Here is a 23,012-nt window from a genome sequence, read left to right as displayed (position 1 = left end):
ACCGAAGGATCTCCGACTCACCTGCGACGAAAGGGAAATGGGCATGATCTACCTGTCCCTGGCACTGTTGCTGCTGGGCACCGTCACCGCGCTCAACCTGGTGCTGATCCTCGCCGTCATCCGACGACTGCGCCGCCACGAGGAGGAACGCAAACAGCCGCACCGGAGCCTCGAAGGCTTCGGGAACCTGCCGTCGGGGCCGCCGGTGGGCGAGCCGCTGCCCGCCCTCACCGGGGTCGCCCTCGACGGCTCGACCGTCACCTCGGACGCCCTGCGCGGCCGGGAAGCCGCGCTGACGTTCCTGTCCACCGACTGTTCCGCCTGTGTCGCCGCGGCCGGGGACCTGCCCGAGTTCGCCCGGCGCACCGGGATGGACGTCGACCAGATGGTGGTGGTGATCGCCGGTGACCAGGAGACCGCCCGTTCCATGGCCGCCCCCCTGGTCGGGGTCGCCCGGGTGCTGCTGGAGGAGTCCTCGGGCCCGCTGACCACCGGGTACGCGATCAAGGCCGCGCCCACCACGGTCATGGTCGACCCGGACGGCACCGTCACCTACGCCGAGGCGGGCACCCACCCGGTGCTGGACCAGCTGCCCGCGTGAGCGACGGCCGGGACGCCGGGGTGCACCGGCTGGGCGGGCTACGGGGCACGGTCACCGGCGCGGCGGCGGCCCTGGCGCTGACCTGGCGCGCGGGGCCCGTCACCGTCGTCTGCCAGGTCCTGCTGACCATCGTGCAGGGGCTGTTGCCGGTCGCGATCACCCTGCTCACCAAGTGGCTGTTCGACGCGCTCGCGGACGGCGGGAAGACCGAAGGCCCGTCCCCCGTGGCGCTCGCGGTGGGCATCGGCACGGTGACGGCGCTGATGGTCGTCCTGCCGTTCGCGGCGAACTACACCCAGGCCCGGCTCCAGCGCGGCATCGTCTACCTGGCCCAGCAGCGGCTCTACGGCAAGGTGAACGGGTTCGTCGGCCTCTCGCGGTTCGAGGACCCGCAGTTCCTGGACCGGTTGCGGCTGGCCCAGGACTCGGCGATCAGCGCGCCCCACCAGATCACCGGTGCACTGTTCGGCCTGGTGCAGCAGACCATCGCGATCGTGGGCATGGTGGCGGTGCTCGCCGCGGTCTCCCCCTGGCTGACGGCGGTGACGATCGCCGCGGCGGTCCCGGCCCTGCTGGCGCAGATCTCGCTCACCCGGCGCATGGCGGTGCTGACGTGGACGATCAGCCCGCGCAACCGGCGCCAGCTCTTCTACCAGGCGTTGATGCTGGACCTGTCCGCGGTGAAGGAGGTGCGGCTGTTCGGGGCCGGCGCCTTCCTGCTCGGCCGGATGGACGCCGAGACCCGGGAGATCAACGCCGCCGAGGAACGCTACGAACGCACAGAGGTGGGCCTCCAGTCGCCGCCGGCCGCCCTGGGCGCGCTGATCGCCGCGGGCGGCCTGGTGTGGATGGTGCAGGGCGCGCTGTCCGGGCGGTTCGGGGTCGGGGACGTCTCCGCCTACCTCGCGGCCACCGCCGGGGTGCAGGGCGCGCTCTCCGCGACGATCGGCCATGTCACCGGCGGGTACCACGGGCTGCTCACCTTCCGGCACTACGTGGACGTGGGCCGGCTCCCCGCCGACCTGCCGGTCCGGACCGAACCGGTGCCCGTGCACCCGCTGGCCGACCGCATCGAGTTGGACGACGTGTGGTTCCGCTACCGCGACGACGGGCCGTGGGTGCTGCGCGGGGTGGACCTGACGATCGGCCGCGGCGAGTCGGTGGCCCTGATCGGGCTGAACGGCGCAGGGAAGTCGACCCTGGTCAAGCTGCTGTGCCGGCTGTACGACCCGACCCGGGGCACCATCCGCTGGGACGGCACGGACATCCGCGAGGTGGATCCGGCCGCGCTGCGGGACCGGGTCAGCGCCGTGTTCCAGGACCGGGTGGACTACGACCTGTCGGCGACGGACAACATCGGCATCGGGGACCTGCCCCATCTGCACGACCCCGAACGCATCGCCGCCGCCGCACGCCGCGCGGGCGCCCATGACTTCATCACCGAACTACCGCGCGGATACCGTACGTTGTTGTCCCGGACGTTCCCCGAACCGGACGACGAGGAGACGGGCGAACCCTCGGCGGGGGTGGCCCTGTCCGGCGGGCAGTGGCAGCGCCTCGCCCTGGCCCGTGCGATGCTGCGCGAGGGTCGCGACCTCCTCATCCTGGACGAACCCACGACCGGTCTCGACCCCGCCGCGGAACAGCAGCTGCACGAGCGGCTGCGGGCCTACCGGGAGGGTGCGACGAGTCTGCTGATCTCCCACCGGCTGGGCACCGCACGCCGGGCCGACCGCATCGTGGTCCTCGCGGAAGGAAGAATCAGCGAGTGCGGCAGTCATGCTCAACTCATCGCACAGGGCGGCGAGTACGCGCGACTGTTCGCGCTCCAGGCAGCTGGATACACCGAACGCGCCGAGGACACCGAGTGCAACGAGTACACCGACGACGAGGAGGTGACGGTGTGAGCGGACCGCAAGGCGGGGCGACCCCGTCGGAGGGCGAGAAGGACCCCGGGGCGGGGAAGGACCCCGTGGTCGAGGTGAGCGGGCTGTGCAAGACGTACGCCGGCGGGTCCGGAACCCCGGTGCGGGCCTGCGACGAGGTGGACCTACGGATCGAGGAGGGCGAGACGGTCGCCCTGACCGGTCCCTCCGGTTCGGGCAAGTCGACCCTGCTGTACCTCCTGGGGGCGTTGGAGGAGGCCGACGCGGGCACGATCGACGTGGCCGGGGAACGCATCACCGCGCTGAAGCGGTCGGAACTCGCCGCGTACCGGCGGCGGGTGGGCTTCGTCTTCCAACGGTTCCACCTGCTGCCCACGCTGACCGCACTGGACAACGTGATCGCGCCGGTGCTGCCGTACCGGGTGGACTTCGACCGGCGGACCCGGGCCCGTGAACTGCTGTCCTCGGTGGGCCTGGAGGGGCGGGAGGATTTCCTGCCGTCGAAGCTGTCGGGCGGCCAGCAGCAACGCGTCGCCGTGGCGCGCGCCCTGATCGGGGGGCCGCGGTTGATCCTCGCGGACGAGCCGACGGGCAATCTGGACTCCCGGTCCAGCGAGGAGGTCCTCGACCTGCTGATGGGACTGCGGGAACGACACGGGACGACGGTGGTGATCGCCACCCACGACCCGGACGTGGTGGCCCGCTGCGACCGGGTGGTCCAATTGCGGGACGGCAAGGTCGCATGAGGCGTTCCGCGGCCCTCGCCGTCGCCGCGGTTGCCGCGGGGGCCGTCGCCGCCGTCGCCGCGTGGCGGGTACGGACCGGGTACGTCGCGGTGACCGTGCGCGGCGGGAGCATGCTGCCCACCCTGCGCGACGGTGACCGGGTGCTGATCCGGCGCGGGGCGCGCGACCTGCGGCGGGACGACATCGTGGTGGTCGCCTGCCCCGACGCGGACACCGCCTGGCGGGGCAAGCCGCCGGTCTCGGGGGACCTGTCGGCCACCGAGTGGTACATCAAGCGGGCGGTGGCGCTCGCCGGCGACCCGTTCCAGGAACGGCCGGTGCCGGCGGGCCAGCTCGCGGTGGTGGGGGACAGCGTGTTCAGCACGGACTCGCGGCACTACGGGCCCTGCCCGGTGGACCAGGTGCTCGGGGTCGTCGTCCGCACCTTGAGTCGCGGTCCGGACCTGGCGCCGGCCCACTGACCGGAGACCGCCCCCGTGGGCCGGGGCCTGTGCATCACACGATTACCCCCGCTCGTCCTGCGGGGCGAGGACGCGCCCACGCTCCCTTCTCGGCCTGGGGTTGCGACTCTTCGCCGACGGAGTGGACACGCCGGTCGTGGAGTTGACGAAGGTCGGCGTGCTCCTCATGTGAGTCGGCGCCGTGCTCGGCTTCCGCGTCCTCGGTCAGCTCACGCAGCCGGTCCCGCTCCCGTTGGCGCTGGACGAGGTCCCAGGCAGGGCCTCGCGGAGCCCGTGGCGGGCCGCAGCACGGCGTTCGAGGCGTTGCTGTCGAGGCCCAGGGTGAGTTCGGTGCCGGTGGAGAGGCCGTTGCCGGCGGGGGCGGCCGTGTGGAGGGGCGGTTGACGGGTGTAGTGGTCGTGGGCTGCGTGGGCGAACGTGTCGTTGGTGGCCAGATCGGACTGAAGACATGGCTGGTCTCGACTCAGATGGGCCCGGTTCGTCCCGATGGGTTCGTTGATCGCCGGACGCGTGACGTTCTCGTGTGCCACCGTGCGATGGTGCCGTGAACCGTACACCTGTCGCCGAGGAGCACCATGCCCGCACCCACCCCAGAGCAGAGCGCCGCCGTCGACGCCTTCCGTCGCGGGGACCACGTGGTCCTCCAGGCGGGCGCGGGGACCGGGAAGACGACGACCCTGGCGATGCTCGCCGCCAGCACGGCCCGACCCGGCCGGTACATCGCGTTCAACAAGTCGATCGCGACCGACGCCGCCGGCAAGTTCCCCGCGAGCGTGCGGTGCAAGACCGCGCACGCACTCGCCTTCGGCGCCGTGGGCCACCGGTACGGGGACCGGATGAACGCGCCCCGGGTGCCGGGCTGGAAGACGGGCGCGTCCCTGGGCATCGCCGTCAACATGCGGGTCCGGATCGGCGACCGCAACGTCACCAACAAGGCGCTCTCCTACACGGTGCTGCGTACCGTCACCCGTTTCTGCCAGTCCGCCGACCGGACCATCAAGCGGCACCACGTTCCCGCGTTGCGCGGGGTCGAGGCCGCGGACCAGCACGCCCAACTCGTCGACGTCGTGCTGCCGTACGCGGCCAAGGCGTGGGACGACCTCCAGAACCCGCGGGAGGGTGTCGTCCGCTTCGACCACGACCACTACCTGAAGCTCTGGGCCCTGACCGAACCGCGGATCAAGGCGGACTTCCTGATGCTGGACGAGGCGCAGGACACCAACCCGGTGGTCGAGCAGGTCTTCAACTCACAGCGGGAACACTGCCAGTTGGTGATGGTGGGTGACTCCGCCCAGGCCATCTACGGCTGGCGCGGGGCGCGTGACGTGATGAGCGACTTCGACGGTACGCAGTTGGCCCTCTCCCAGTCCTTCCGGTTCGGTGCCGCGCTCGCCGAGGAGGCCAACCGGTGGTTGCACATCGTCGACTCGCCGATCCGGCTCGCCGGCACCCCGACAGTCGACACCCGGCTCGAACGGCTGGACCGGCCGGACGCGATCCTGTGCCGGTCCAATGTGGGGGCCGTGCTCGAAGTGATGCGTCAGTTGGCGGCGGGCCGTCGCGTCGCCCTGGTCGGCGGGGGCGAGGCGTTGCGCGCGCTGGCCCGGGCCGCCCGCGACCTGAAGGCCGGCAGGCGCAGCAGCCACCCGGAGCTCATACTCTTCGAGAACTGGGGCGAACTCCAGGAGTACGCCGAGTACGACCCGTCGGGGCGGGACCTGTTGCCCCTGGTCGATCTGGTCGACGAGTACGGGGTGGAGGTCATCCTGGCGGCGGTGGACCGGTTGGCCGCGGAGCAGGGGGCCGAGGTCGTCGTCTCCACCGCCCACAAGTCGAAGGGCCGGGAGTGGGCCTCCGTGCGGATCGGGGAGGACTTCGAGGAGCCGGTCGACCAGGAGGAGACCGATGCGAACGGGGACCCGTTGCCCGGCGACATCGTCGACGCCGAGGCCCGTCTCGCCTATGTGGCCGTCACCCGGGCCCGGCACCGCTTCGACCTGGGCGGCCTGTCCTGGATCAATCAGCACCCGAACGGCAACCCGGGCGCCGGGCAGCCTCCCCGTAGCCCCGAACCGCCTTCCGGCTGGGACGCGTTGGGGCCCGCGCCGCGCTGAGGTCACCCCCGGGGAGCAGCCCGGACGAGTTGCGCGAGGTGGACGGCCGCGTCCCGCAGGGGGGTGTCGTCCGCGGTGACCCGGCTGAGCAGTTCGGCGCCCTCCAGCATGCTGATGACCGTTCCGGCGAGGGAGCGGGCGACCTGGGGCGCGATGCCGCTCCCCGTCAGCTTGGCCGTGACGAGGTCCTGCCACTGGGTGAGTGCCCGGGTCGCGGCCTCCTGGAGTCCGGGAACCCGGCCGATGGTCTCCAGCGCGGTGACCGCGACCGGGCAGCCGTCGGTCCACTGAGACCGTCTGAGGTCGTCGGCGAGCAGCAGGGCGCAGGCGGCCGTGGCCTCGGCCGGGTCGGCGGCGGAGGCGAGCCCCCGGGCGAGCATCTCGCCGAACTCCTGCGCGCCGTGGTGCATGGCCTCGATGGCGAGCTCCTGCTTGCCGCCGGGGAAGAAGTGGTAGACGGAGCTGGGTGACGCCTGGGCGGCGCCGGCGATGCGCTTGACCGAGGTGCTCTCGTACCCCTGCTGCTGGAGCAGGGCGGCCGTGGCGCGGATGATCCGGCGGCGGGTGTCGGCGTCGGACGCACGGTGCGGCGGCGGTGCGGTGGCTGTCATGACTCCGATCCTACTGGTTGGAACGTTCGGTCCAGGATGTCGTACGCTCTGGACTGAACGTTCCAACCAGAGAGTGGATGAGCACGATGACAGCAGCAGCACCGGCGTCCGGATGGGCGGGCCACCCCGGCTACGGGCGCATGTTCGCCCCGGGGGAACTGACCGTGGGGCTCTTCCTGCCCCTGTGGCCGTACGCGGGGGACATGACCGCGCTGCGCGGGCACACCGAGGTCGTCCGGCAGGCCGACCGCGGGGGTTTCGCCGCCGCCTGGGTCCGGGACGTGCCTTTGGCCGACCCCTCCTTCGGTGACGTGGGCCAGGTGTACGACCCGTGGACCGCGCTGACCTGGATCGCCGCGCACACCTCCCGCATCTCCCTCGCCACCGGCAGCGTGGTCTTCCCGCTGCGGCACCCCATCGACCTGGCCAAGCAGGCGGCCTCGGTGGACCACCTCTCCGGCGGGCGCCTGGTGCTCGGTGCGGCCTCCGGCGACCGCCCGGTCGAGTTCCCCGCGTACGGCCTGGACCACGCGGCGCGCGGCGCCCGGTACCGGGAGGGGGTCGACGCCTTCCGCGGGCTGCTGGAGGGGACGCAGCCGGGTGGGCCGGGCGGCGCCCACCTGCTGCCGAAGCCGGTGAACGGACGGATACCGCTGCTGGTCACGGGCTCCTCCCAGCAGTCCCCGCAGTGGATCGCCGAGCATGCGGACGGCTGGCTGGTCTATCCGATGGCCACCGCCACCGCCGAAGGTCCCCGCGCCCTCGGCCGCAAGATCGAGACCTGGCGGAACCTGGTCCCCGGGCAGGAGTTCCGGCCGGTCGCCACCAACGAGTGGATCGACCTGGTCGAGGACCCGAAGCACCCGCCGACCCCGTTGCGCGGCGGCTTCGTCCTGCGCACCGGCACGGAGGGGCTGCTCGAACTGCTCGGCCGCTGGAAGGCCGCCGGGGTCAACCACGGCGCCCTCGGCGTGCAGCACGGTCGCCGGCCGGCGGCGGAGGTGGTGGCGCAGCTCGTGGCGGAGGTCGTCCCGCACTTCCCCGCGCTGGAGTCCGCCGCGCCGCTGGCCCCCGCGTGGTGACCCCGCCCCGCCCGCCGGACACCGCGGACCCCGGCGCGTTCCGGGCGGCGATGCGCCACTGGGCGACGGGCGTCGCGGTCATCACCACCCAGAGCCCCCGGGGACCGCACGGCATGACCGTCAACTCCCTGCTCTCGGTGTCGCTCGACCCGCCCACCGTGCTGATCTCGCTGAAGCGCGGCAGCCGCACCGAGGGCGTCATCGAACGGACCGGTCGCTTCACCGTGAACGTCCTCACCGCCGGGCAACACGCCCTGGCCGACCGCTTCACCCGGCGCCGCGCGTTCGGCGAGGAGGAGTTCACGGGGGTGGCGCACCGGCCGTCCCCCGGTGGCGGCGGACCGGAACTGGAGGGCAGCGCAGCCGTCTTCAGCTGTGCGGTGACCCGGCGGATCGAGGTCGGCGACCACACCCTGGTGGTCGCCGAGGCGACCGACGTCCGGGCCGAGCCCACCGACGACACCGACGGGCCGCTCGTCTACGCGGGCCGGCGCTACCGCAACCTCACGGAAGGGGACCCGGCTCCCGAAGCGGTCCGCGAACGGTCGGCCGGCACGCTATAGAGTCCCCGGATGATTGCAGAGTCCAACGCTCAGGCGATCGTCGACGACGTGGTGGCCCGGCTCGGGGTCCGGGTCAACGTCATGAACGAGCACGGGGTGATCATCGCCAGCAGTGACCGTTCCCGTGTGGGCACCGTGCACGGCGGGGCCCTGCGGGTCCTGCGCACGGGCGCCCCGCTGTCGGTGAGCGCCGGCGAGGCCGAAGAGTGGGGCGGCACCCGCGCCGGGGTGAACCTCCCGCTGACGGTCGACGGCCGGACCGTCGGCGTCGTCGGCGTCCAGGGAGAGCCGGCCGTCGTGGGGGAGATCGCCCGGGCGGTCGTCCGGCTCGCGGAGCTGATGGTCATGCAGGAGGCGTTCCTCGGAGAGGCCGGCTGGCGGCACCAGGTGCGCCGCCAGCTGCTGGAGGACCTGATCGCCGGACGGCTGACCGAGCAGAGCTGGCAACAGCGCCAACAACTGGGCGGCTGCCGACTGCGCGCCCCGTACGCGCTGCTCGTGGTGCGCGGCGGCCCGTTCCGGCCGTCGACGGAACCCCGTGACCCGTACCGGCAGCTGGAGGTGGACGAACAACTGGCGCTGATCGCCCCGGACGCCGACGCCCGGACGTGGGTGGTGGCCGGCAGCGGGGCGTCCGCCGCGGTGCGGCACCGGCTGACCGGACCGGGCGCGGTGCACCCGACCGCGGCGGTGCTGGACGCCGGGTCCGCGCAGGGCTTCACCGAACTCACCGACCTGGTGGCGCGGGCCGGGCTCGCGCTCCGTTCCGGGTTCACCGGGCCCACCACCCTGCGGGACCTCGAAGTGCCGGTGCTGCTCGCCCGGCTCGACCGGGCGGACCGGACCGCGGCGGTCGACCGGGTGCTCGGCGCGCTCTCCGCCGAGCTGCGCCACACGCTCCACGTGTACTTCGCCCAGGACTGCGGGGTCCTGGAGGCCGCCGAGCGGCTGCGGGTGCACCGCAACACGCTGACCTACCGGCTGCGCCGGATCTCCGAGCTGACCGGCCGGGACCCCCGGGTGTTCCGGGACGCCTTCGTGCTCCGGACCGCCCTGCACGCCGACGAGATCGACCGGGAGGCCCCGGACGCGCCCCCGCGGGGGGACGGCGGCCGACCGCGCGGGTGAGCGGGGACCACCGGTCCGTGAGCGATTGTGCACCGTGCATAAAACGCCGGCCCGAACCGTGGGCAAAGACCGTTCACCGCGCCAGTTCTGTCCGGCGGGGGAAGTGCCTAGAGTTCCGGCACACCCCAGAACACGCCTAAGGAAGGGCTGTTTCTCTTGCGCGTCGTCATCGCTCCGGACTCCTTCAAGGGCTCCCTCACCGCCGCGGCCGTGTGCGAGGCCATCGGCGTCGGCGTGCTCCGGGCCGTCCCCGACGCCGAGGTGGTCCGCATCCCCATGGCGGACGGCGGGGAGGGCACCCTCGACTGCATCGGCGCGGCCACCGGCGGTCAGGAGGTCCGGCTGGAGGTCAGCGGCCCGCTGGGCGCCCCGGTCACCGCCCGGTACCTGCTCGGCGCCGACGCCACCTCGGCCGTGGTCGAACTCGCCGCCGCCTCCGGTCTGCCGCTGCTCCCGCCCGACGGACTGGCTCCGCTGCGCGCGGACACCACGGGCACCGGCCGACTGATCGCCGACGCGATCCACCGCGGCGCGCGCGACGTCCTCGTCTGCGTCGGCGGCAGCGCGAGCACCGACGGGGGCACCGGGTTGCTGCGCGCCCTGGGCGCACGGTTCCTGGACGCCCGCGGGCAGGAGCTGCCGCCCGGTGGCGCGGCCCTGCTCGACCTCGCCCGGATCGACCTGGACGCGCTGCCCGAAGCGGTCCGTGCGACCCGCTTCCGCATCGCCTGCGACGTGACGAACCCCCTGGTCGGGCCGGAGGGCGCCGCCGCGGTCTTCGGTCCCCAGAAGGGTGCGACCCCCGCCGAGGTGGAACTGCTCGACCGGGCGCTGACCCGCTTCGCGGACGTGCTCGCCGAGGAGTGCGGCGCCTCGGTCCACCACCTTCCCGGAGCCGGCGCCGCCGGGGGCACCTGCGGCGGGATGCTGGCCGTCCTGGACGCCACGGCGCTGCCCGGCTGCGAACTCGTCGCCGCGGCCGTCGGACTCCCGGCCGCCCTCGCCGGCGCCGATCTGGTGATCACCGGCGAGGGCCGGTTGGACCGGCAGAGCGCCGGCGGCAAGGTGGTCTCCCACGTCGCCCGGCTCGCCGCCGAGCACCGGGCGCCCGCCGTGGTCCTCGCCGGCCAGCTCGTCCCCCCGCTCTCCGACCTCCACGACCTGGGGCTGACCGCCGCGTTCAGCATCGCCGACGGTCCCCGCACCCTCGCCGAGATGACCCGGTCCGCCCCCGCGCTGCTGGCCGAAGCGGCCGAACAGGTGGTCCGACTCCGGGCCTCCTGACACCGGCCCCCCACCCCGTACGCCCGTACACCCCGCAAGCCCCCTTCACTCCCCCCCGCACCCCACCCGGGCACCCCCATGCCCTGCGTTCCCCGACCGGCCCGTGCCCCGCCGACGGTCCCGTCCCCGTCCCCGTTCGTTCCCACCCACTCGCAGGAGCACCATGGACACCGTAGGTCCCGCCCTCCTCGCCGCCCTGGCGGTGAGCATCGGGCTCATCATCGTTCTGTGCGGGAAGTTCCGTCTGCACCCCTTCCTCTCCATCGTGCTCTCCACCTACGCCTTCGGCCTGATGGCCATGGGGATCGGCGCGGTCACGGACGCGGACCGGAAGTTCGTCGACAACCTCGGCGGCACCATCGCGGAGGGCTTCGGCGGCATCCTCGCCAGCATCGGGCTGGTGATCCTCTTCGGCACCATCATCGGCAAGGTGCTGGAACGCACCGGAGCCGCCGTCACCCTCGCCGAAGGGGTCCTGAAGGTCATAGGCAAGCGGCACCCCGCCCTCGCCATGTCCGTCATGGGCTGGGTCGTCTCGGTGCCGGTCTTCTGCGACTCCGGTTACGTCGTCCTCTCGCCGCTCCAGCGCTCGATCGCCCGCAAGACGGGCAAGAACCCGGTCGTCCTCGGCACGGCACTCGCCACCGGCCTGTACGCCTCCCACACCTTCGTCCCCCCGACGCCCGGCCCGATCGCCGCCGCGGGCAACGTGGGCATCGGGTCCGACGGGCTGATCTGGGTCATCCTCTTCAGCATCCCCGTCTCCCTGGCCGCCGCCGGCGCGGGCCTGTTCTGGGCACTGCGCCGCACCGGCGACCTGAAGAGCAAGCTCCCCGACGCCGAGCAGACCTTCGAGGAGTACAAGGAGCAGTTCGAGCGCCTGCCCAGCATCGGCCGGGCCCTCGCCCCGATCCTGGTGCCCATCGCGCTGATGGCGATCGGCTCCGTCGCCTCCTTCCCCTCCGGCGGCGGCACCCTGGTGGAGGGCACCTTCGGGGCCTTCCTCACCGACCTCGGCGCACCCGTCAACGCCCTGCTCATCGGCGTCCTGCTCGCCCTGGCGCTGCTGCCGCCGAAGTACGACGCCAAGGCCCTCACCACCTGGGTCGCCGAAGGGCTCGTCGACGCCGCCCCGATCCTGGTGATCACCGGTGCGGGCGGCGCGTTCGGCGCGGTCATCAAGGGCACCCCGATCGCCGACTACATCGCGTCCCTGATCGGCGACGGCTCGGCGGTCGGCGGGGTCACCGCGCTGCTGGTCCTCTTCGGTCTCGCCGCGCTGCTCAAGACCGCGCAGGGCAGCAGCACCGCAGCGCTGATCATCACGTCGACCCTGGCCCAGCCGCTGCTGCCGGCGCTGGGGCTCGACGGGACGCTCGGCTCGATCCCGATCGGGCAGGTCATGGCGGTGCTCGCGATCGGCGCGGGGGCGATGGTCGTCAGCCACGTCAACGACTCGTACTTCTGGGTCGTCTCGCAGTTCTCCGGGATGGACGTCAAGACCGCGTACCGCGCCCAGACCGCGGCCACCCTCGTCCAGGGCCTCACCGCACTCGCCTTCGTCCTGGTCCTCGGCGCGGCACTGCTGTAACACCGCGCCACCCGTCCTCGCCGCCCCCGCCCCCGCCCCGTCCGCACCGCAGAACCGCTCGACCCGGCCACCGGCGCGCCCGCGCCAGAGGAGGAACCGTGTACCGACCGCTGCCGTTGCTGCACCACGACATCCCGCACCCGGGTGGACGTTCCGCGCTCACCTGCCGCTACCGCTGCGGTGACGCCTGCTTCCAGGAGGTGCCCAACACCAGCTCCAACGCGTACGCCGGGGACGTGATCGCCGATGCCGTGTCCCGGCGTGCGGTGGTGCGCGGCGCGGCGGTGCTGACGGTGGCCGCCGCGGTCGGGGTCGGGGCGGTGACCGGGGCGTCCCCGGCCGCCGCCCGGCCCCGCCACCCCGGCGGCGGGCGGCGGGACGGGGCGCGCGGGCTGCGGTTCACGCCCGTGCAGCCCAACACCCTGGACGCCGTGGTCGTCCCGCCGGGGTACCGGCAGGACATCGTGATCAAGTGGGGCGACCCCCTCTTCCCGGGCGTCCCGGACTTCGACCCGGACCGCCAGTCGGCGCGCGTCCAGGCCCGCCAGTTCGGTTACAACAACGACTTCCTCTCGCTGCTCCCGCTGCCCGGGGAACCGGGCCGCCAGGTCATGGTGGCCAATCACGAGTACACCAGCGAGTGGTTGATGTTCCGCGGGTACGACGCCGAGAACCCGACCCGGGAACAGGTGGAGACCGCCTGGGCGGCGCACGGCCTGTCCGTGGTCGTGGTGCAGGAGGAGCGCGGCTCCGGCCGGCTGCGCCCCGTGCTCGGGCACCGGCTCAACCGGCGGGTCACCGCCTCGACGCCGATGCGCCTGACGGGTCCGGCCGCCGGCGCCGCCCTGCTGCGGACCACGGCCGACCCGAGCGGTACGAGCGTGCTCGGCACCTTCAACAACTGCGCGGGCGGGGAGACGCCGTGGGGCACCACCCTGCACGGCGAGGAGAACATCAACATGTACTTCGCCCACGCGGGCCGTGAGACGGACCGGCGGTACGGGCTCCCGCGGGGCGCCACCGAACGCAAGTGGGAGCGGTTCGACGAACGCTTCGACGCCACCCGGGAGCCCAACGAGTGCCACCGCTTCGGCTGGGTGGTCGAACTGGACCCGTACGACCCCGACTCGGTGCCGCGCAAACGGACGGCGCTCGGCCGGTTCAAGCACGAGGGCGCCCAACCCCGGCTCACCCACGACGGTCGCCCCGTGGTGTACCTCGGTGACGACGAACGCTTCGAGTACTTCTACAAGTTCGTCTCGTCGAAACGGATGCGCAAGGGCCGCTCACGGGCCGCCCGCGCACACAACCTCACCCTCCTGGACGAGGGCACCCTCTACGTCGCCCGACTCACCGGCGACAGCCCCGGCGAGGTCGACGGCAGCGGAATCCACCCGCAGGACGGCGAGTTCGACGGGACCGGCACCTGGATCCCGCTCGTCACCGGCGACGTGTCCCACGTCCCGGGGATGACGGCCGAGGAGGTCCACGTCTTCACCCGGCTCGCCGCCGACCGGGTGGGCGCCACCAAGATGGACCGCCCCGAGGACGTACAGCCCTCCCCGCGCACGGGCCGCGTGTACGTGGCGCTGACCAACAACAGCGAGCGGGGCAAACCCGGCAGACCCGGAGCGGACGAGGCCAACCCGCGCCACCTCAACAAGCACGGGCAGATCCTGGAACTCGTCGAGCACGGGAACGATCCGGCCCGCGACACGTTCGTCTGGCGCCTCTTCCTCGTCGCCGGGGACCCGCAGGACCCGGCCACCTACTTCGCCGGATTCCCCAAGGACCGGGTGAGCCCGATCTCCTGCCCCGACAACATCACCTTCGACCCCCACGGCCACATGTGGATCTCCACGGACGGCAACAACCTCGGCGTCAACGACGGCCTCTTCGGGGTCGCCACCCACGGCGAACGGCGCGGGGAGCTCAAGCAGTTCCTCACCGTCCCGGTCGGCGCCGAGACCTGCGGGCCCGTCGTGCAGGAACGCCGGGTGCTGGTCGCCGTCCAGCACCCCGGCGAGACGGACGGCGCCACGGCCGAACGGCCCGGGAGCACCTGGCCCGAAGGGCCGGGCACGCTGGTGCGCCCCGCGGTCGTGGCGGTGTGGCCCGAGGACGGCGGTCGCATCGGCAGGTGACCCAGGCCGGACGGCGCCCCGTCGTCTCGTATGCTCCGGGCCATGAGCGGTGGTGGGGATACCGGAAGACGGGTCATCGACGGGCGTTTCGCACTGGAGGCCCGGCTCGGCGGTGGCGGCATGGGCATGGTGTGGCGGGCCAGGGACCTGGTCCTCGATCGCGCCGTCGCACTGAAGGAGGTGCGCACCTCGGACCCGGACCTCGCCGAGTACGACCCCGAGGCGGCCCGGCTGCTGCGCGCCCGGGTGCTGCGCGAGGCCCGTGCACTGGCCCGCATCGAGCACCCGAACGTCGTCACCATCCACCACATCGTGGACAGTGATGGCGACGGCGGCGACACCCCGTACCCCTGGCTCGTGATGGAGCTGGTGACCGGCGGTTCGTTGCAGGACCGGCTGGGGCGCGGACCGATGGCGCCCGCCGAAGCGGCCGTCCTCGGCCGGGAGTTGCTGGCCGCGCTGCGCGCCGCGCACGCCGTCGGCATCCAGCACCGGGACGTCAAGCCCGCGAACGTCCTGCTGCGTCCGGACGGCCGGCCCGTCCTCACCGACTTCGGCATCGCCGCGATCCGCGAGTCGACGGTGCTGACCGCCACCGGGTCCATCATCGGGACGCCCGACTTCATGGCCCCCGAGCGGATCACCGGCGAGCACGGGGGGTCCGCGTCCGACCTGTGGTCGCTGGCGATGATGTTGTACGTGGCGGTCGAGGGCCACCATCCGCTGCGCCGGGCCACCACCCTCGCGACGCTCGCCGCGGTCCTCAACGAGGAGTTGCCGCCGCCGACCAGGGCCGGGGCGCTCACCCCCGTGCTGGCCGCCCTGCTGGTCAAGGACCCCGCCGCCCGCCCCGATCCGGACACCATGGACCGGATGCTCGCCGACGCCGCCGCCCGGGACACGGCGTACCCGGTGCACGGCACGGTGCCGTACGGGACCCCTCCGCCGCCCGCGGTGACGGGCACCGCACAAGGCCCCGCCACCTCGTACCGGCTCACGCCCCCGCCCGGCACCCCGCAGATCGGCACCCCGCCCACGGGCACCCCGCCCGGGAACCCGTACGCCCCTCCGCACGTCACCGCCGTCACCACGGGCACGGGCACCGCCACCGGGCCCGATACGCGGCGGCGACGGTCCCGCCGGATCGCGGTCGGGGCCTCCGCGCTGAGCACCCTGGTCCTGGGCGCCCTGCTGTGGCAGTTCCTGCCGCGACCGGGCGACGCCGGCGACGCCGGTGCCGACCCCGCCCGCAGCGCCCCGACCGGCGGGGGCACCACCACGGCCTCGCAGCCGCCGGCCGCCCCGGCCTCCGACGGGAAGCCGAAGCCGAAGAGCAGGGACCTGCTCACCCCCGACGGCATCCGGTTCGCGCTCGCGCGACTGCGCGAGGAGACCGGGTCCGACCGGGTCGGCGCCCTCACCGTCTATCCGGAGCACGTCTCCGCCACCGTCCTGCTCAAGGGCAGCGACCGGAAGTTCGACCGCTACCTGTACCGCGTCGACACGGGCGTGATGAAGCTGCCCGCGAGCGGCACCCTCCCGGGCAGTGACCGTCCGGTGTCGCTGCGGCAGTTCGACTGGGACGTCGTTCCGGGGCTGTTGAAGCGTGCGGAGAAGGACCTCAAGGTTGCGGAGCCGACCTCCCGCTACCTGATCGTCAACCCGCCCAGCACCGCCTTCGGCACCCCGACGAACCTGTCCGTCTACTTCGCCGACGAGTACGGCGGCGGATACCTCAAGGCCGACGTCAAGGGGAAGGTGATCAGCGTCCACCCCTCCGAGTCCTGACCCCGACCCGTACCCCTGCACCCCCCCGCACCACCTTGGGAGTCACCCGATGTCCGCACCGGACCCCGTCCCCGCCCCGACCACCGTGTCCGGAGGCGACGCCCGTGCCCAACGTGCCGGTGATGCACCGGAGTTCCTCGATTTCTGGCGGGAGCGGCACATCGGTTTCCTGTCGACCGCCCGCCCCGACGGCTCGCACCACCTGGTGCCCGTGGGCGTGACCTACGACCCCGACGCCGGGATCGCCCGGGTGATCTCCAGCGCCACCAGCCGCAAGGTGCGCAACGTGCTCGCCGCCGGGGCCGGGGCGCGGGCCTCCGTCGGCCAGGTGGACGGGCGCCGCTGGTCGACGCTGGAGGGGCCGGCCGTGGTCCGCGACGATCCGGAGTCCGTCGCGGACGCGGAGGCCCGGTACACCGAGCGCTACCGGACCCCCCGGGTCAACCCCCAGCGGGTCGTCATCGAGATCACCGTGGCCCGGGCCATGGGTTCGGTGCGCAGGACCGCCCCGGCGACCGCCACCCCCTGACCGGCCGCCCCGATCACTTTTCGCGGAAACGGCAACAATGTTTGCCCGTACCGGGACTCCCGGCGCAGGCTGCCGGTGGAGGTGATCGCGATGGGCGACACGAGGGATGACACAGGGAAGACGACCGGTGCGGGGTCGACGGGTCCGGGGACCTACGACGTGGTGGTCGTCGGGGGCGGGGCGGCCGGGCTGAGCGCCGCGCTCGTCCTGGCCCGGGCCCGCCGCCGGGTCGCGGTGGTCGACGCGGGGGAGCCGCGCAACGCACCGGCCGAGCACGCGCACGGATTCCTCACCCGCGACGGCACGCCCCCCGCGGAACTCCTCGCCCTGGGACGGGCGGAGGTCGCCGGGTACGGGGCCGAACTGCTCCGCGGCCGGGTCGAACACATCGAGCCCGGGTTCGTGGTCCGGCTGGACGGCGGCGCGGTGCTGCTCGCCCGCCGGGTCCTCGTCGCCACCGGGCTGCGCGACGAACTGCCCGAGCTCCCCGGGGTGCGGGAGCACTGGGGCGCCGGGGTGCTGCACTGCCCCTACTGCCACGGCCACGAGGTGCGTGACCAGCCCCTGGGGGTCCTCGGTACGGGGCAGGGCGCCGTCGCCCAGGCGCTGTTGCTGCGCCAGTGGTCGCCGGACGTGGTGCTGTTCGCGCACACCCTGCGGCTGTCCGAGGACGACCGGGAACGGCTGGACGCCCGCGGGGTGCGCATCGTGGCGGGCGAGGTCAAGGCCCTCACCTCCGAGGGCGGGCGACTGTCCGGGGTGGAACTGGCGGACGGCCGGACGGTGCCGCGGACGGCGGTCTTCGTCTTCCCCCGCATGGTGCCGCGGGACGAACTGCTGACCCGGCTCGGCTGCGTCCGGGACGAGGGGGGACCGGTCCCGGTCGGGCCGTCCGGTCGGACCGCGGTGCCGGGGGTGTGGGCGGTCGGCAACGCGGTCGACCCACGGGCCCTCCTGGTGACGGCGGCGGGCGCGGGCGCCGCGGCGGCCTTCGAACTCAACCACGACCTGGTCGCCGAGGACACGGAGGCCGCCGTCCTGGCGGCACGCGCCGCGGACGGTGGAGTGCCCCCGGGCGGGTGACCAGCGGTTCCGGTTCCGTTGCGGTCCCGGTCCCGTTCCGGGGGCGGCCGGGCTCGGCGGCCCGGTCGGTCAGCGGCCTTCCGCGTGGAACGCCGCCGGCCGGTCGTGGCCCCGGGTGCGGTAGCTGCCCCCCTGGAGGGTGACGACCTCGGCGTGGTGGACCAGTCGGTCCAGCAGGGCGGTGGTCACGGGGGTGTCCCCGAAGACCTCCGTCCAGCGGGCGAACGGCTTGTCGCTGGTGACGACGACGGACGTCCGCTCGTACCGGTGGGAGACCAGCCGGAACAACAACTGCGTCTCGTCCGGGGTGAACGACACGTACCCGATCTCGTCCACGACGATCACCGGGTACCGGTCGAGTCGGGCGATCTCCTCGGTGAGCCGTCCCGCGGAACGGGCGGCGGCGAGCCGGGCGGCCCACTCCGCGCCCGTGGCGAACAGCACCGCGTGCCCCGCGCGGCAGGCCCGTACGCCGAGGGCGACGGCGAGGTGGGTCTTGCCGGTGCCGGGCGGGCCGAGGAACACCGCGTTGGCGCGGTCGTCCACGAAGCCGAGGGTGCCCAGGCGGGCGATCGTCTTCCGTTCCTGGGGCCGCTGTTGGTCACCGGCGAAGTCCTCCAGCGTCTTGCGGGAGGGGAAGCCGGCGGCGTGGAGACGGTCCTCCGCGGTGGCGGGGACGGGCGCGTCCGCACGGTCGCGGGAGGAACCCTGCGGGGGGATGGTGCTCCGGCGGGTCGCGGCCGCCGGGCGGACGGCGTGGGCGTCTTCCGGGTGGCCGCCGGCCGCCGGCGCGTCCGGACCGGTCTGCCGGACCGTCCACGGGGACGGGTCAAAGGGGCCGGGGACGCCGTCCGCCACCGGTTCGACGGGCCTGGTGTGATCCGCCGGCGTCGGGCGCTTCCCGTAGGTCTTGCGGGGGTGGGCCCGGCGCCGCGCGTCCCCGTCGTCGGGCCCGTGGTCGTCGCCGTAGCCGTAGCCGTGGTCACCGCCGTCGTCGTGACCGGGGTCTTGGCGGTTGTGGGACTCCATCGGGCCCGACATGTAGGCGAGGATCGCCGCCGACAGGATGAACGCCATGTGGATCACCGTCCCCCACAGCAGCGAGTGCTGCGAGGTGTGGGCGACGTCCACGAACATCTGGAGCAGGTGCACCGAGGAGATGCCCACGATGGCGGTCGCGAGCTTCACCTTGAGGACGTTGGAGTTGACGTGGGACAGCCACTCCGGCTGGTCGCGGTGGCCCTGGAGACCGATGCGGGAGACGAAGGTCTCGTACCCGCCGACGATCACCATGATGAGCAGGTTGGCGATCATCACGACGTCGACCAGCTTCAGCACGGCGAGCATGACGTGCGTCTCGTCGGCCTGCCCGCTCATGATGTGGGCGATCAGGTGCCACAGTTCGTTGAAGAATTTGTAGACGTAGACGCCCTGCGCGGCCACCAGCCCGAAGTACAGGGGGGCTTGGAGCCAGCGGGTGGCGAACAGCGCGTAACCGATGTAGGAGGCGGCGTAACTCCTGACGTCCGTTTTGGACGACGCGGACGTGGCGGGACCGAGCAACGGCATCTCCCGGGGTGGTGTGGGGGTGTGGCGATCGGCGGGGGAACCGACCGCGTACACGCTTCCAACGACCCGATGGAGCGGTGCGTCACCGCTGTTGTTCTCGTGGACGGTGTGCTAGGCGGCGCACATCTTCGTGTCGCCCTGCACCTTCTTCACTCCCTTGGGGGGCTTGTTCGACGGTTTGATCGGGATGCCCGGCCCCTTGAAGTCGGCACCGAGCGTCAACGTCATGGGGTCCTTCGAGGTCGCGTCCGGTCCCGTCCGCGGCTTGAGGGCCTTCGCGGGGAGCCCCATCAGATCGGCAACCGCACGGGCCTGCGCCACCTGGTCGGGGGTGTACGCCAAGGTCGTCTTCGCCGCCTTCGCGGGCGCGTTGCTCTTGTTGGCGGCGCCGGCCACGCCCTGCGCGTCCACCAGCCAGGTGACGGTGGTGCTGGCGGCGCCCACCAACTCCCCGCCGTTGTACACGTCGACGCTGATCTCCGAGGGCTTCGCGCGAGGGCCCTTCAGCACGGCGTCCTGCTTGCTCTTGGCGGCCTTCTCCTTCTTCTTGACCTCCGTCAACGACACGTCGTTCTTGAGGACGTCGAAGATCTGCGGCGCGCGGTTGGGGTCGAGGACGACGGTGATCGGGGTCTTCTCCGCCGGGTTGTCGATCACCGGGACGGTGGTGAAGCTGATGTTCTTCAGGTCGATGCGGCCCAATTCCTTGGCGAGCGCCGTGAGTTTGGGGACGGTGCCGATGCCGGTGTCCACGGTGAGGTTCTTCGTCATGGCGTCCGCGAGCGAGAACATCTTCGTCGGGCTGTCGAGGAAGTCGCTCTTCGCCTTGCGGATCACCGAGGCCACGAACTTCTGCTGCATCTCGATGCGGTCGAGGTCGCTGCCGTTCTTGGTGGCCGCGCGGCTGCGGACGAAGGCGAGCGCGTCCTCGCCCTCGATGGTGTGCGACCCGGCCCCCAGGTTGAGCTTGGCCTTCACGTCCCGCACCGGATTGTCCAGGCAGACCTCCACGCCGTTGAGCGCGGAGGTCAGGGTCTTGACGGCGTTGAAGTCCACCATCATGAAGTGGTCCAGCTCCAGTCCGGTGATCTCCGCGACCGTCCGCATGGTGCACCCCGGGTCCCGCCCCTCCTGTCCGAAGGAGTTGTTGAAGCGGGTGCCCGGGGTGCCGGGTATGACCTCCTCGGACCCGTCCGGCTGCTTGGTCGGGCAGTCCGGTATGTCGGTGATGAGGTCGCGGGGGATGCTCAGCGCGGTCGCGTTCGTCCGGTCGGCGGCCACGTGGAACAGGAACGTGGTGTCGGCGTGGCCCGCGCTGCCCTTGTCCCCGTAACCGGCGTTCCCCTTGCCGGTGCGCTTGTCGGTGCCGAGGACCAGGATGTTCAACGGGCGCCCCGACAGCTTCTTGTTGCCGCTGCCGGCGTCCCCGATGTCGACGGTGTCGATGTTGCCGCCGAGCCGCTCGTAGAGGTAATAGGCGCCGGCGGAGGTGCCCACCAGCACCACGCCCAGGATTCCGCCGGTCCACATCAGGACCTTCTTCTTCCGCGACTTCTTCGGCTTGCGCCCCCGCCGGCCGCTCGCCTCCGCGGCGTTCTCGTCGCCACGGGAGCCCGGCGCGGACGGCTGTGCGGAACGGGACCGGGACCGGTTGCGGCTGCGGGAGCCGCCGGAACGATTCCCCACCCGCGTCCGGCCACCGTCGGCATCGGCATCGGCATCGTCCGCGGCATCGGCGTCGTTGTCGGAGGCGTCGTACCTGCGGTCGTCCGCGTCGACCCCGGCGCCCTCGTCGTTGCGCCGCCCCCGCCGGCCCCTGCCGCCCCGCTCGGCCCGCTCGTCTTCGTAGCGGTCGCCGTAGTCGTCGGGCTCACCGAAGGGGGCGCCCGGCTCCTCGTACGTGTCGTTCCTGCGCCGCCGGCCCCGCTGCCCGGGGAGCGGTCGGTCGGGGGCCGGGGCACCGCTGTGTCCCCCCCGGTCTGCGGGTGGCTCCTGTGCGTCGTCGAGGCGTAGCTCGTACGCGCCGGTCTGCGGGTTGCGTACCCACAGGTCCGCGGCGTCGAACCCGTCCTCGTCCGCCCCTCCACGATGGTGCGCGTTCATACCTCGCCTGGCTCCTCTGCGCTGTCCTGTGCGGCGCTCTCCCCCCGAGGAGATGCCGGGGACACCATGACGGTTGTGCGGAACCGAGGAAGCCGTGGTTCCCACCCGGTGGGGGACCCCCCTCCGATGCGGTTCCACCGTTTCTCTTCCGTGACCTTTTGCCCCTGCCGGAAGTATCAGAGCGTGTCACGCGCTTCGGGAGGCGTGTCGAGGTGTGTCTTACGTGAGAAACGCAACGCAAGGAAAGTGCTTTTTTCCTACAACCTTTCACCGACCGAGCGAATGCCTGTTCCCCCCGCTGGTCGGCGAGGTTTCCTATGAGCGCTCTGTCACGATTCGCCGGCCGTGCTCGGCGCATCCGAGGAGGTCGGAGGGTCAGGCGTCCCGGTTCAACAGCGCGGTGTGCCGCTCTCGCGCCACGGCGAGCAGTCGTTCCGCGAGGCGGTGCCTGGTCCTGCCCCGCGTCTTCACCGCGTGACAGTTGGGGCAGAGGGCGATCATCCCGGCGGGGTGGTCCCGCCCCCCGTCCGCGAGCGGGTCCACGTGATCGATCTCCAGGATCGCCGTTCCCCGGTCGGTCACGTCCACCGGCTGCCCCGGGCACCCGGGGTTCTCGCAACGGCCCTCGCTGCGTTCGAGCACCGCTCGGCGGGCCGAGGCCGAACGCACCGGGCGGCTCGTCGTCCGGTCCGTGCGGCGGCCGTGCCGCTCCGCTTCCCCGCCCTCGACGAGCCGACAGAGGCGTTCGTAGTTCGCGGCCAGGACGAGCGGGTCGCGGGGCGCGGCCGGGGCCTCCTCGTAGATCGGTATGACCGGTATGACCGGCCCGGTCGGCATGACGGGTACGGCGGGACCGGCAGGTGCGTCGGGGCCGGGCGCGGGGTCGAGGTCGTCGGCCATGCGGTCGCCGTCCAGCCCGACGTCCGCCAGCAGCGGTGCGTGGTCCAGATCGCCGAAGTACGTGGCCAACAGGTGGTCGACGGCCCGCAGCCGGGCCAGACCGGACCGGCGCACCAGGTCGTGCACCGGTGCGACGAGGCCACTGGTGGGGCGCTGTCGGGTGAACCACGCCTTGAGCTCCGCGTCGCCGTGCGCGGGGGGTACGGGGCCCTCGACGTCGGCCATGTCCCACAGTTTGGCCCGGTGGAGCGCGGCCAACGGGTACTCCGGGCGGTTGCGCTGGTGCGGGCGGCCGTGGGCTGCGAGCAGGGGTTTCAACCGCTCGTCGGTGCTCGTCCACGGCAGCAGCCGTTGCCCGTCGTTGACGGCGCGGCCGATGGCCCAGAGCAGGGTGAGCGGCTGGTACCGCGAGGGCCCGTCCACGGGGTGGTGACTCACCTTCAGACGGGTGACGAGGGCCATCAGCTCCTCCTCGCCGAACGACGCCCGCACGACCTCGAACCCCAACGCCCGCAGTACTCGGACGGCGTGGTCCGCCCCGCCGGAGAGGTCCCGTGCCCGCAGCGGCCGGCGCCCGGGGAGGAAGCCGTGGGCCGCACCGAGCACGGCCTTGGAATCGTAGGACCGGCCCTCGTGCACCAGCAGGTACGTGCGGGCGCGCTGGAACCCGTACCGGTCGAGGAACGCGTCACGGCCCAGGCGGTCGTACTCCGCCAGGGCCTGGAGGACCTCGGTTCGGGTCACCTCGCTCTGCGCCATGGGAGAACCGTAGGCCCGACCACTGACATCGACGCCCGTGTGCCCCTACGCCCCCGTGTCCTTGCGGGCC

Annotated in this window: 20 protein-coding genes; 15 read left to right on the top strand and 5 right to left on the bottom strand. The window is 72.7% G+C overall.

Going from position 1 to position 23,012, the window contains the following annotated elements; translation table 11 throughout:
- Nucleotides 1–43 precede the first annotated feature (43 nt).
- The 5 genes from ACFV88_RS00510 to ACFV88_RS00490 all read left to right on the top strand — a co-directional run bounded on the left by ACFV88_RS00510 (nucleotide 44) and on the right by ACFV88_RS00490 (nucleotide 3,866).
- Complete coding sequence (locus ACFV88_RS00510; RefSeq protein WP_385484266.1) at nucleotides 44–601, top strand: TlpA family protein disulfide reductase; 558 nt, start codon at nucleotides 44–46, stop codon at nucleotides 599–601.
- Nucleotides 598–2,508 (top strand): ABC transporter ATP-binding protein, encoded by a 1,911-nt coding sequence (locus tag ACFV88_RS00505; RefSeq protein ID WP_385484263.1) that lies wholly within the window; start codon nucleotides 598–600, stop codon nucleotides 2,506–2,508. Before ACFV88_RS00510 ends, ACFV88_RS00505 begins: the two co-directional genes overlap by 4 nt.
- A complete protein-coding gene (locus tag ACFV88_RS00500; protein WP_385484260.1) occupies nucleotides 2,505–3,233 on the top strand; it encodes an ABC transporter ATP-binding protein in 729 nt (242 codons plus the stop codon). Before ACFV88_RS00505 ends, ACFV88_RS00500 begins: the two co-directional genes overlap by 4 nt.
- On the top strand, nucleotides 3,230–3,694 hold the full coding sequence (locus ACFV88_RS00495; protein WP_385484257.1) for a S26 family signal peptidase: 465 nt from the start codon (nucleotides 3,230–3,232) through the stop codon (nucleotides 3,692–3,694). The genes ACFV88_RS00500 and ACFV88_RS00495 overlap by 4 nt, the downstream gene beginning before the upstream one ends.
- A gap of 94 nt (nucleotides 3,695–3,788) precedes the next feature.
- Nucleotides 3,789–3,866, top strand: coding sequence for a DUF5708 family protein (locus ACFV88_RS00490; protein ID WP_385485156.1), 78 nt, complete (start codon nucleotides 3,789–3,791; stop codon nucleotides 3,864–3,866).
- Nucleotides 3,867–3,903: 37 nt separating this feature from the next.
- Here ACFV88_RS00490 and ACFV88_RS00485 read toward each other — a convergent pair whose 3' ends face one another.
- On the bottom strand, nucleotides 3,904–4,224 hold the full coding sequence (locus ACFV88_RS00485) for a hypothetical protein (RefSeq protein ID WP_385484254.1): 321 nt from the start codon (nucleotides 4,222–4,224) through the stop codon (nucleotides 3,904–3,906).
- Nucleotides 4,225–4,269: 45 nt separating this feature from the next.
- On the opposite strand from ACFV88_RS00485, the gene ACFV88_RS00480 reads away from it, so the two are divergent.
- The gene (locus tag ACFV88_RS00480; RefSeq protein WP_385484251.1) at nucleotides 4,270–5,808 is read left to right on the top strand and encodes a UvrD-helicase domain-containing protein; all 1,539 of its coding nucleotides are present in this window, start codon (nucleotides 4,270–4,272) and stop codon (nucleotides 5,806–5,808) included.
- 2 nt (nucleotides 5,809–5,810) lie between these two features.
- Here the strand turns inward: ACFV88_RS00480 and ACFV88_RS00475 are convergent, their stop codons facing one another.
- Nucleotides 5,811–6,419 (bottom strand): TetR/AcrR family transcriptional regulator, encoded by a 609-nt coding sequence (locus tag ACFV88_RS00475; RefSeq protein WP_385484248.1) that lies wholly within the window; start codon nucleotides 6,417–6,419, stop codon nucleotides 5,811–5,813.
- A 77-nt stretch (nucleotides 6,420–6,496) separates the two neighbouring features.
- On the opposite strand from ACFV88_RS00475, the gene ACFV88_RS00470 reads away from it, so the two are divergent.
- From ACFV88_RS00470 to ACFV88_RS00430, 9 genes are all read left to right on the top strand, one after another.
- Nucleotides 6,497–7,501, top strand: coding sequence for an LLM class oxidoreductase (locus tag ACFV88_RS00470; protein ID WP_385484245.1), 1,005 nt, complete (start codon nucleotides 6,497–6,499; stop codon nucleotides 7,499–7,501).
- Nucleotides 7,498–8,064, top strand: coding sequence for a flavin reductase family protein (locus tag ACFV88_RS00465; protein ID WP_385484242.1), 567 nt, complete (start codon nucleotides 7,498–7,500; stop codon nucleotides 8,062–8,064). Before ACFV88_RS00470 ends, ACFV88_RS00465 begins: the two co-directional genes overlap by 4 nt.
- Nucleotides 8,065–8,073: 9 nt before the next feature.
- Nucleotides 8,074–9,192 (top strand): CdaR family transcriptional regulator, encoded by a 1,119-nt coding sequence (locus ACFV88_RS00460; RefSeq protein ID WP_385484240.1) that lies wholly within the window; start codon nucleotides 8,074–8,076, stop codon nucleotides 9,190–9,192.
- A gap of 156 nt (nucleotides 9,193–9,348) precedes the next feature.
- Entirely contained in the window at nucleotides 9,349–10,476 is a 1,128-nt protein-coding gene (locus ACFV88_RS00455; RefSeq protein ID WP_385484237.1) for a glycerate kinase, read from the top strand.
- Nucleotides 10,477–10,639: 163 nt separating this feature from the next.
- The gene (locus ACFV88_RS00450; protein WP_385484234.1) at nucleotides 10,640–12,067 is read left to right on the top strand and encodes a GntP family permease; all 1,428 of its coding nucleotides are present in this window, start codon (nucleotides 10,640–10,642) and stop codon (nucleotides 12,065–12,067) included.
- A gap of 98 nt (nucleotides 12,068–12,165) precedes the next feature.
- A complete protein-coding gene (locus tag ACFV88_RS00445; protein WP_385484231.1) occupies nucleotides 12,166–14,211 on the top strand; it encodes a PhoX family protein in 2,046 nt (681 codons plus the stop codon).
- Nucleotides 14,212–14,253: 42 nt separating this feature from the next.
- A complete protein-coding gene (locus tag ACFV88_RS00440) occupies nucleotides 14,254–15,999 on the top strand; it encodes a protein kinase (protein ID WP_385484228.1) in 1,746 nt (581 codons plus the stop codon).
- Nucleotides 16,000–16,048: 49 nt separating this feature from the next.
- The gene (locus ACFV88_RS00435) at nucleotides 16,049–16,528 is read left to right on the top strand and encodes a pyridoxamine 5'-phosphate oxidase family protein (RefSeq protein WP_385484225.1); all 480 of its coding nucleotides are present in this window, start codon (nucleotides 16,049–16,051) and stop codon (nucleotides 16,526–16,528) included.
- A 90-nt stretch (nucleotides 16,529–16,618) separates the two neighbouring features.
- Nucleotides 16,619–17,611 (top strand): NAD(P)/FAD-dependent oxidoreductase, encoded by a 993-nt coding sequence (locus tag ACFV88_RS00430; protein ID WP_385484223.1) that lies wholly within the window; start codon nucleotides 16,619–16,621, stop codon nucleotides 17,609–17,611.
- Between the two features lie 69 nt (nucleotides 17,612–17,680).
- Here the strand turns inward: ACFV88_RS00430 and istB are convergent, their stop codons facing one another.
- The 3 genes from istB to ACFV88_RS00415 all read right to left on the bottom strand — a co-directional run bounded on the left by istB (nucleotide 17,681) and on the right by ACFV88_RS00415 (nucleotide 22,942).
- Complete coding sequence (gene istB, locus ACFV88_RS00425; RefSeq protein WP_385484220.1) at nucleotides 17,681–19,180, bottom strand: IS21-like element helper ATPase IstB; 1,500 nt, start codon at nucleotides 19,178–19,180, stop codon at nucleotides 17,681–17,683.
- 111 nt (nucleotides 19,181–19,291) lie between these two features.
- Nucleotides 19,292–21,283 carry an LCP family protein gene (locus tag ACFV88_RS00420; RefSeq protein WP_385484217.1) on the bottom strand — a complete coding sequence of 664 codons (1,992 nt, stop codon included), beginning with the start codon at nucleotides 21,281–21,283 and terminating at the stop codon, nucleotides 19,292–19,294.
- 375 nt (nucleotides 21,284–21,658) lie between these two features.
- Nucleotides 21,659–22,942 (bottom strand): HNH endonuclease, encoded by a 1,284-nt coding sequence (locus ACFV88_RS00415; RefSeq protein ID WP_385484214.1) that lies wholly within the window; start codon nucleotides 22,940–22,942, stop codon nucleotides 21,659–21,661.
- Nucleotides 22,943–23,012 lie beyond the last annotated feature (70 nt).

Origin of the sequence: Streptomyces sp. NPDC059816 (assembly GCF_042732055.1) — a bacterium.
Classification (GTDB): domain Bacteria; phylum Actinomycetota; class Actinomycetes; order Streptomycetales; family Streptomycetaceae; genus Streptomyces.
Note: the sequence above shows the minus strand (reverse complement) of the source record. Positions and strands in the feature narration are given on the sequence as shown.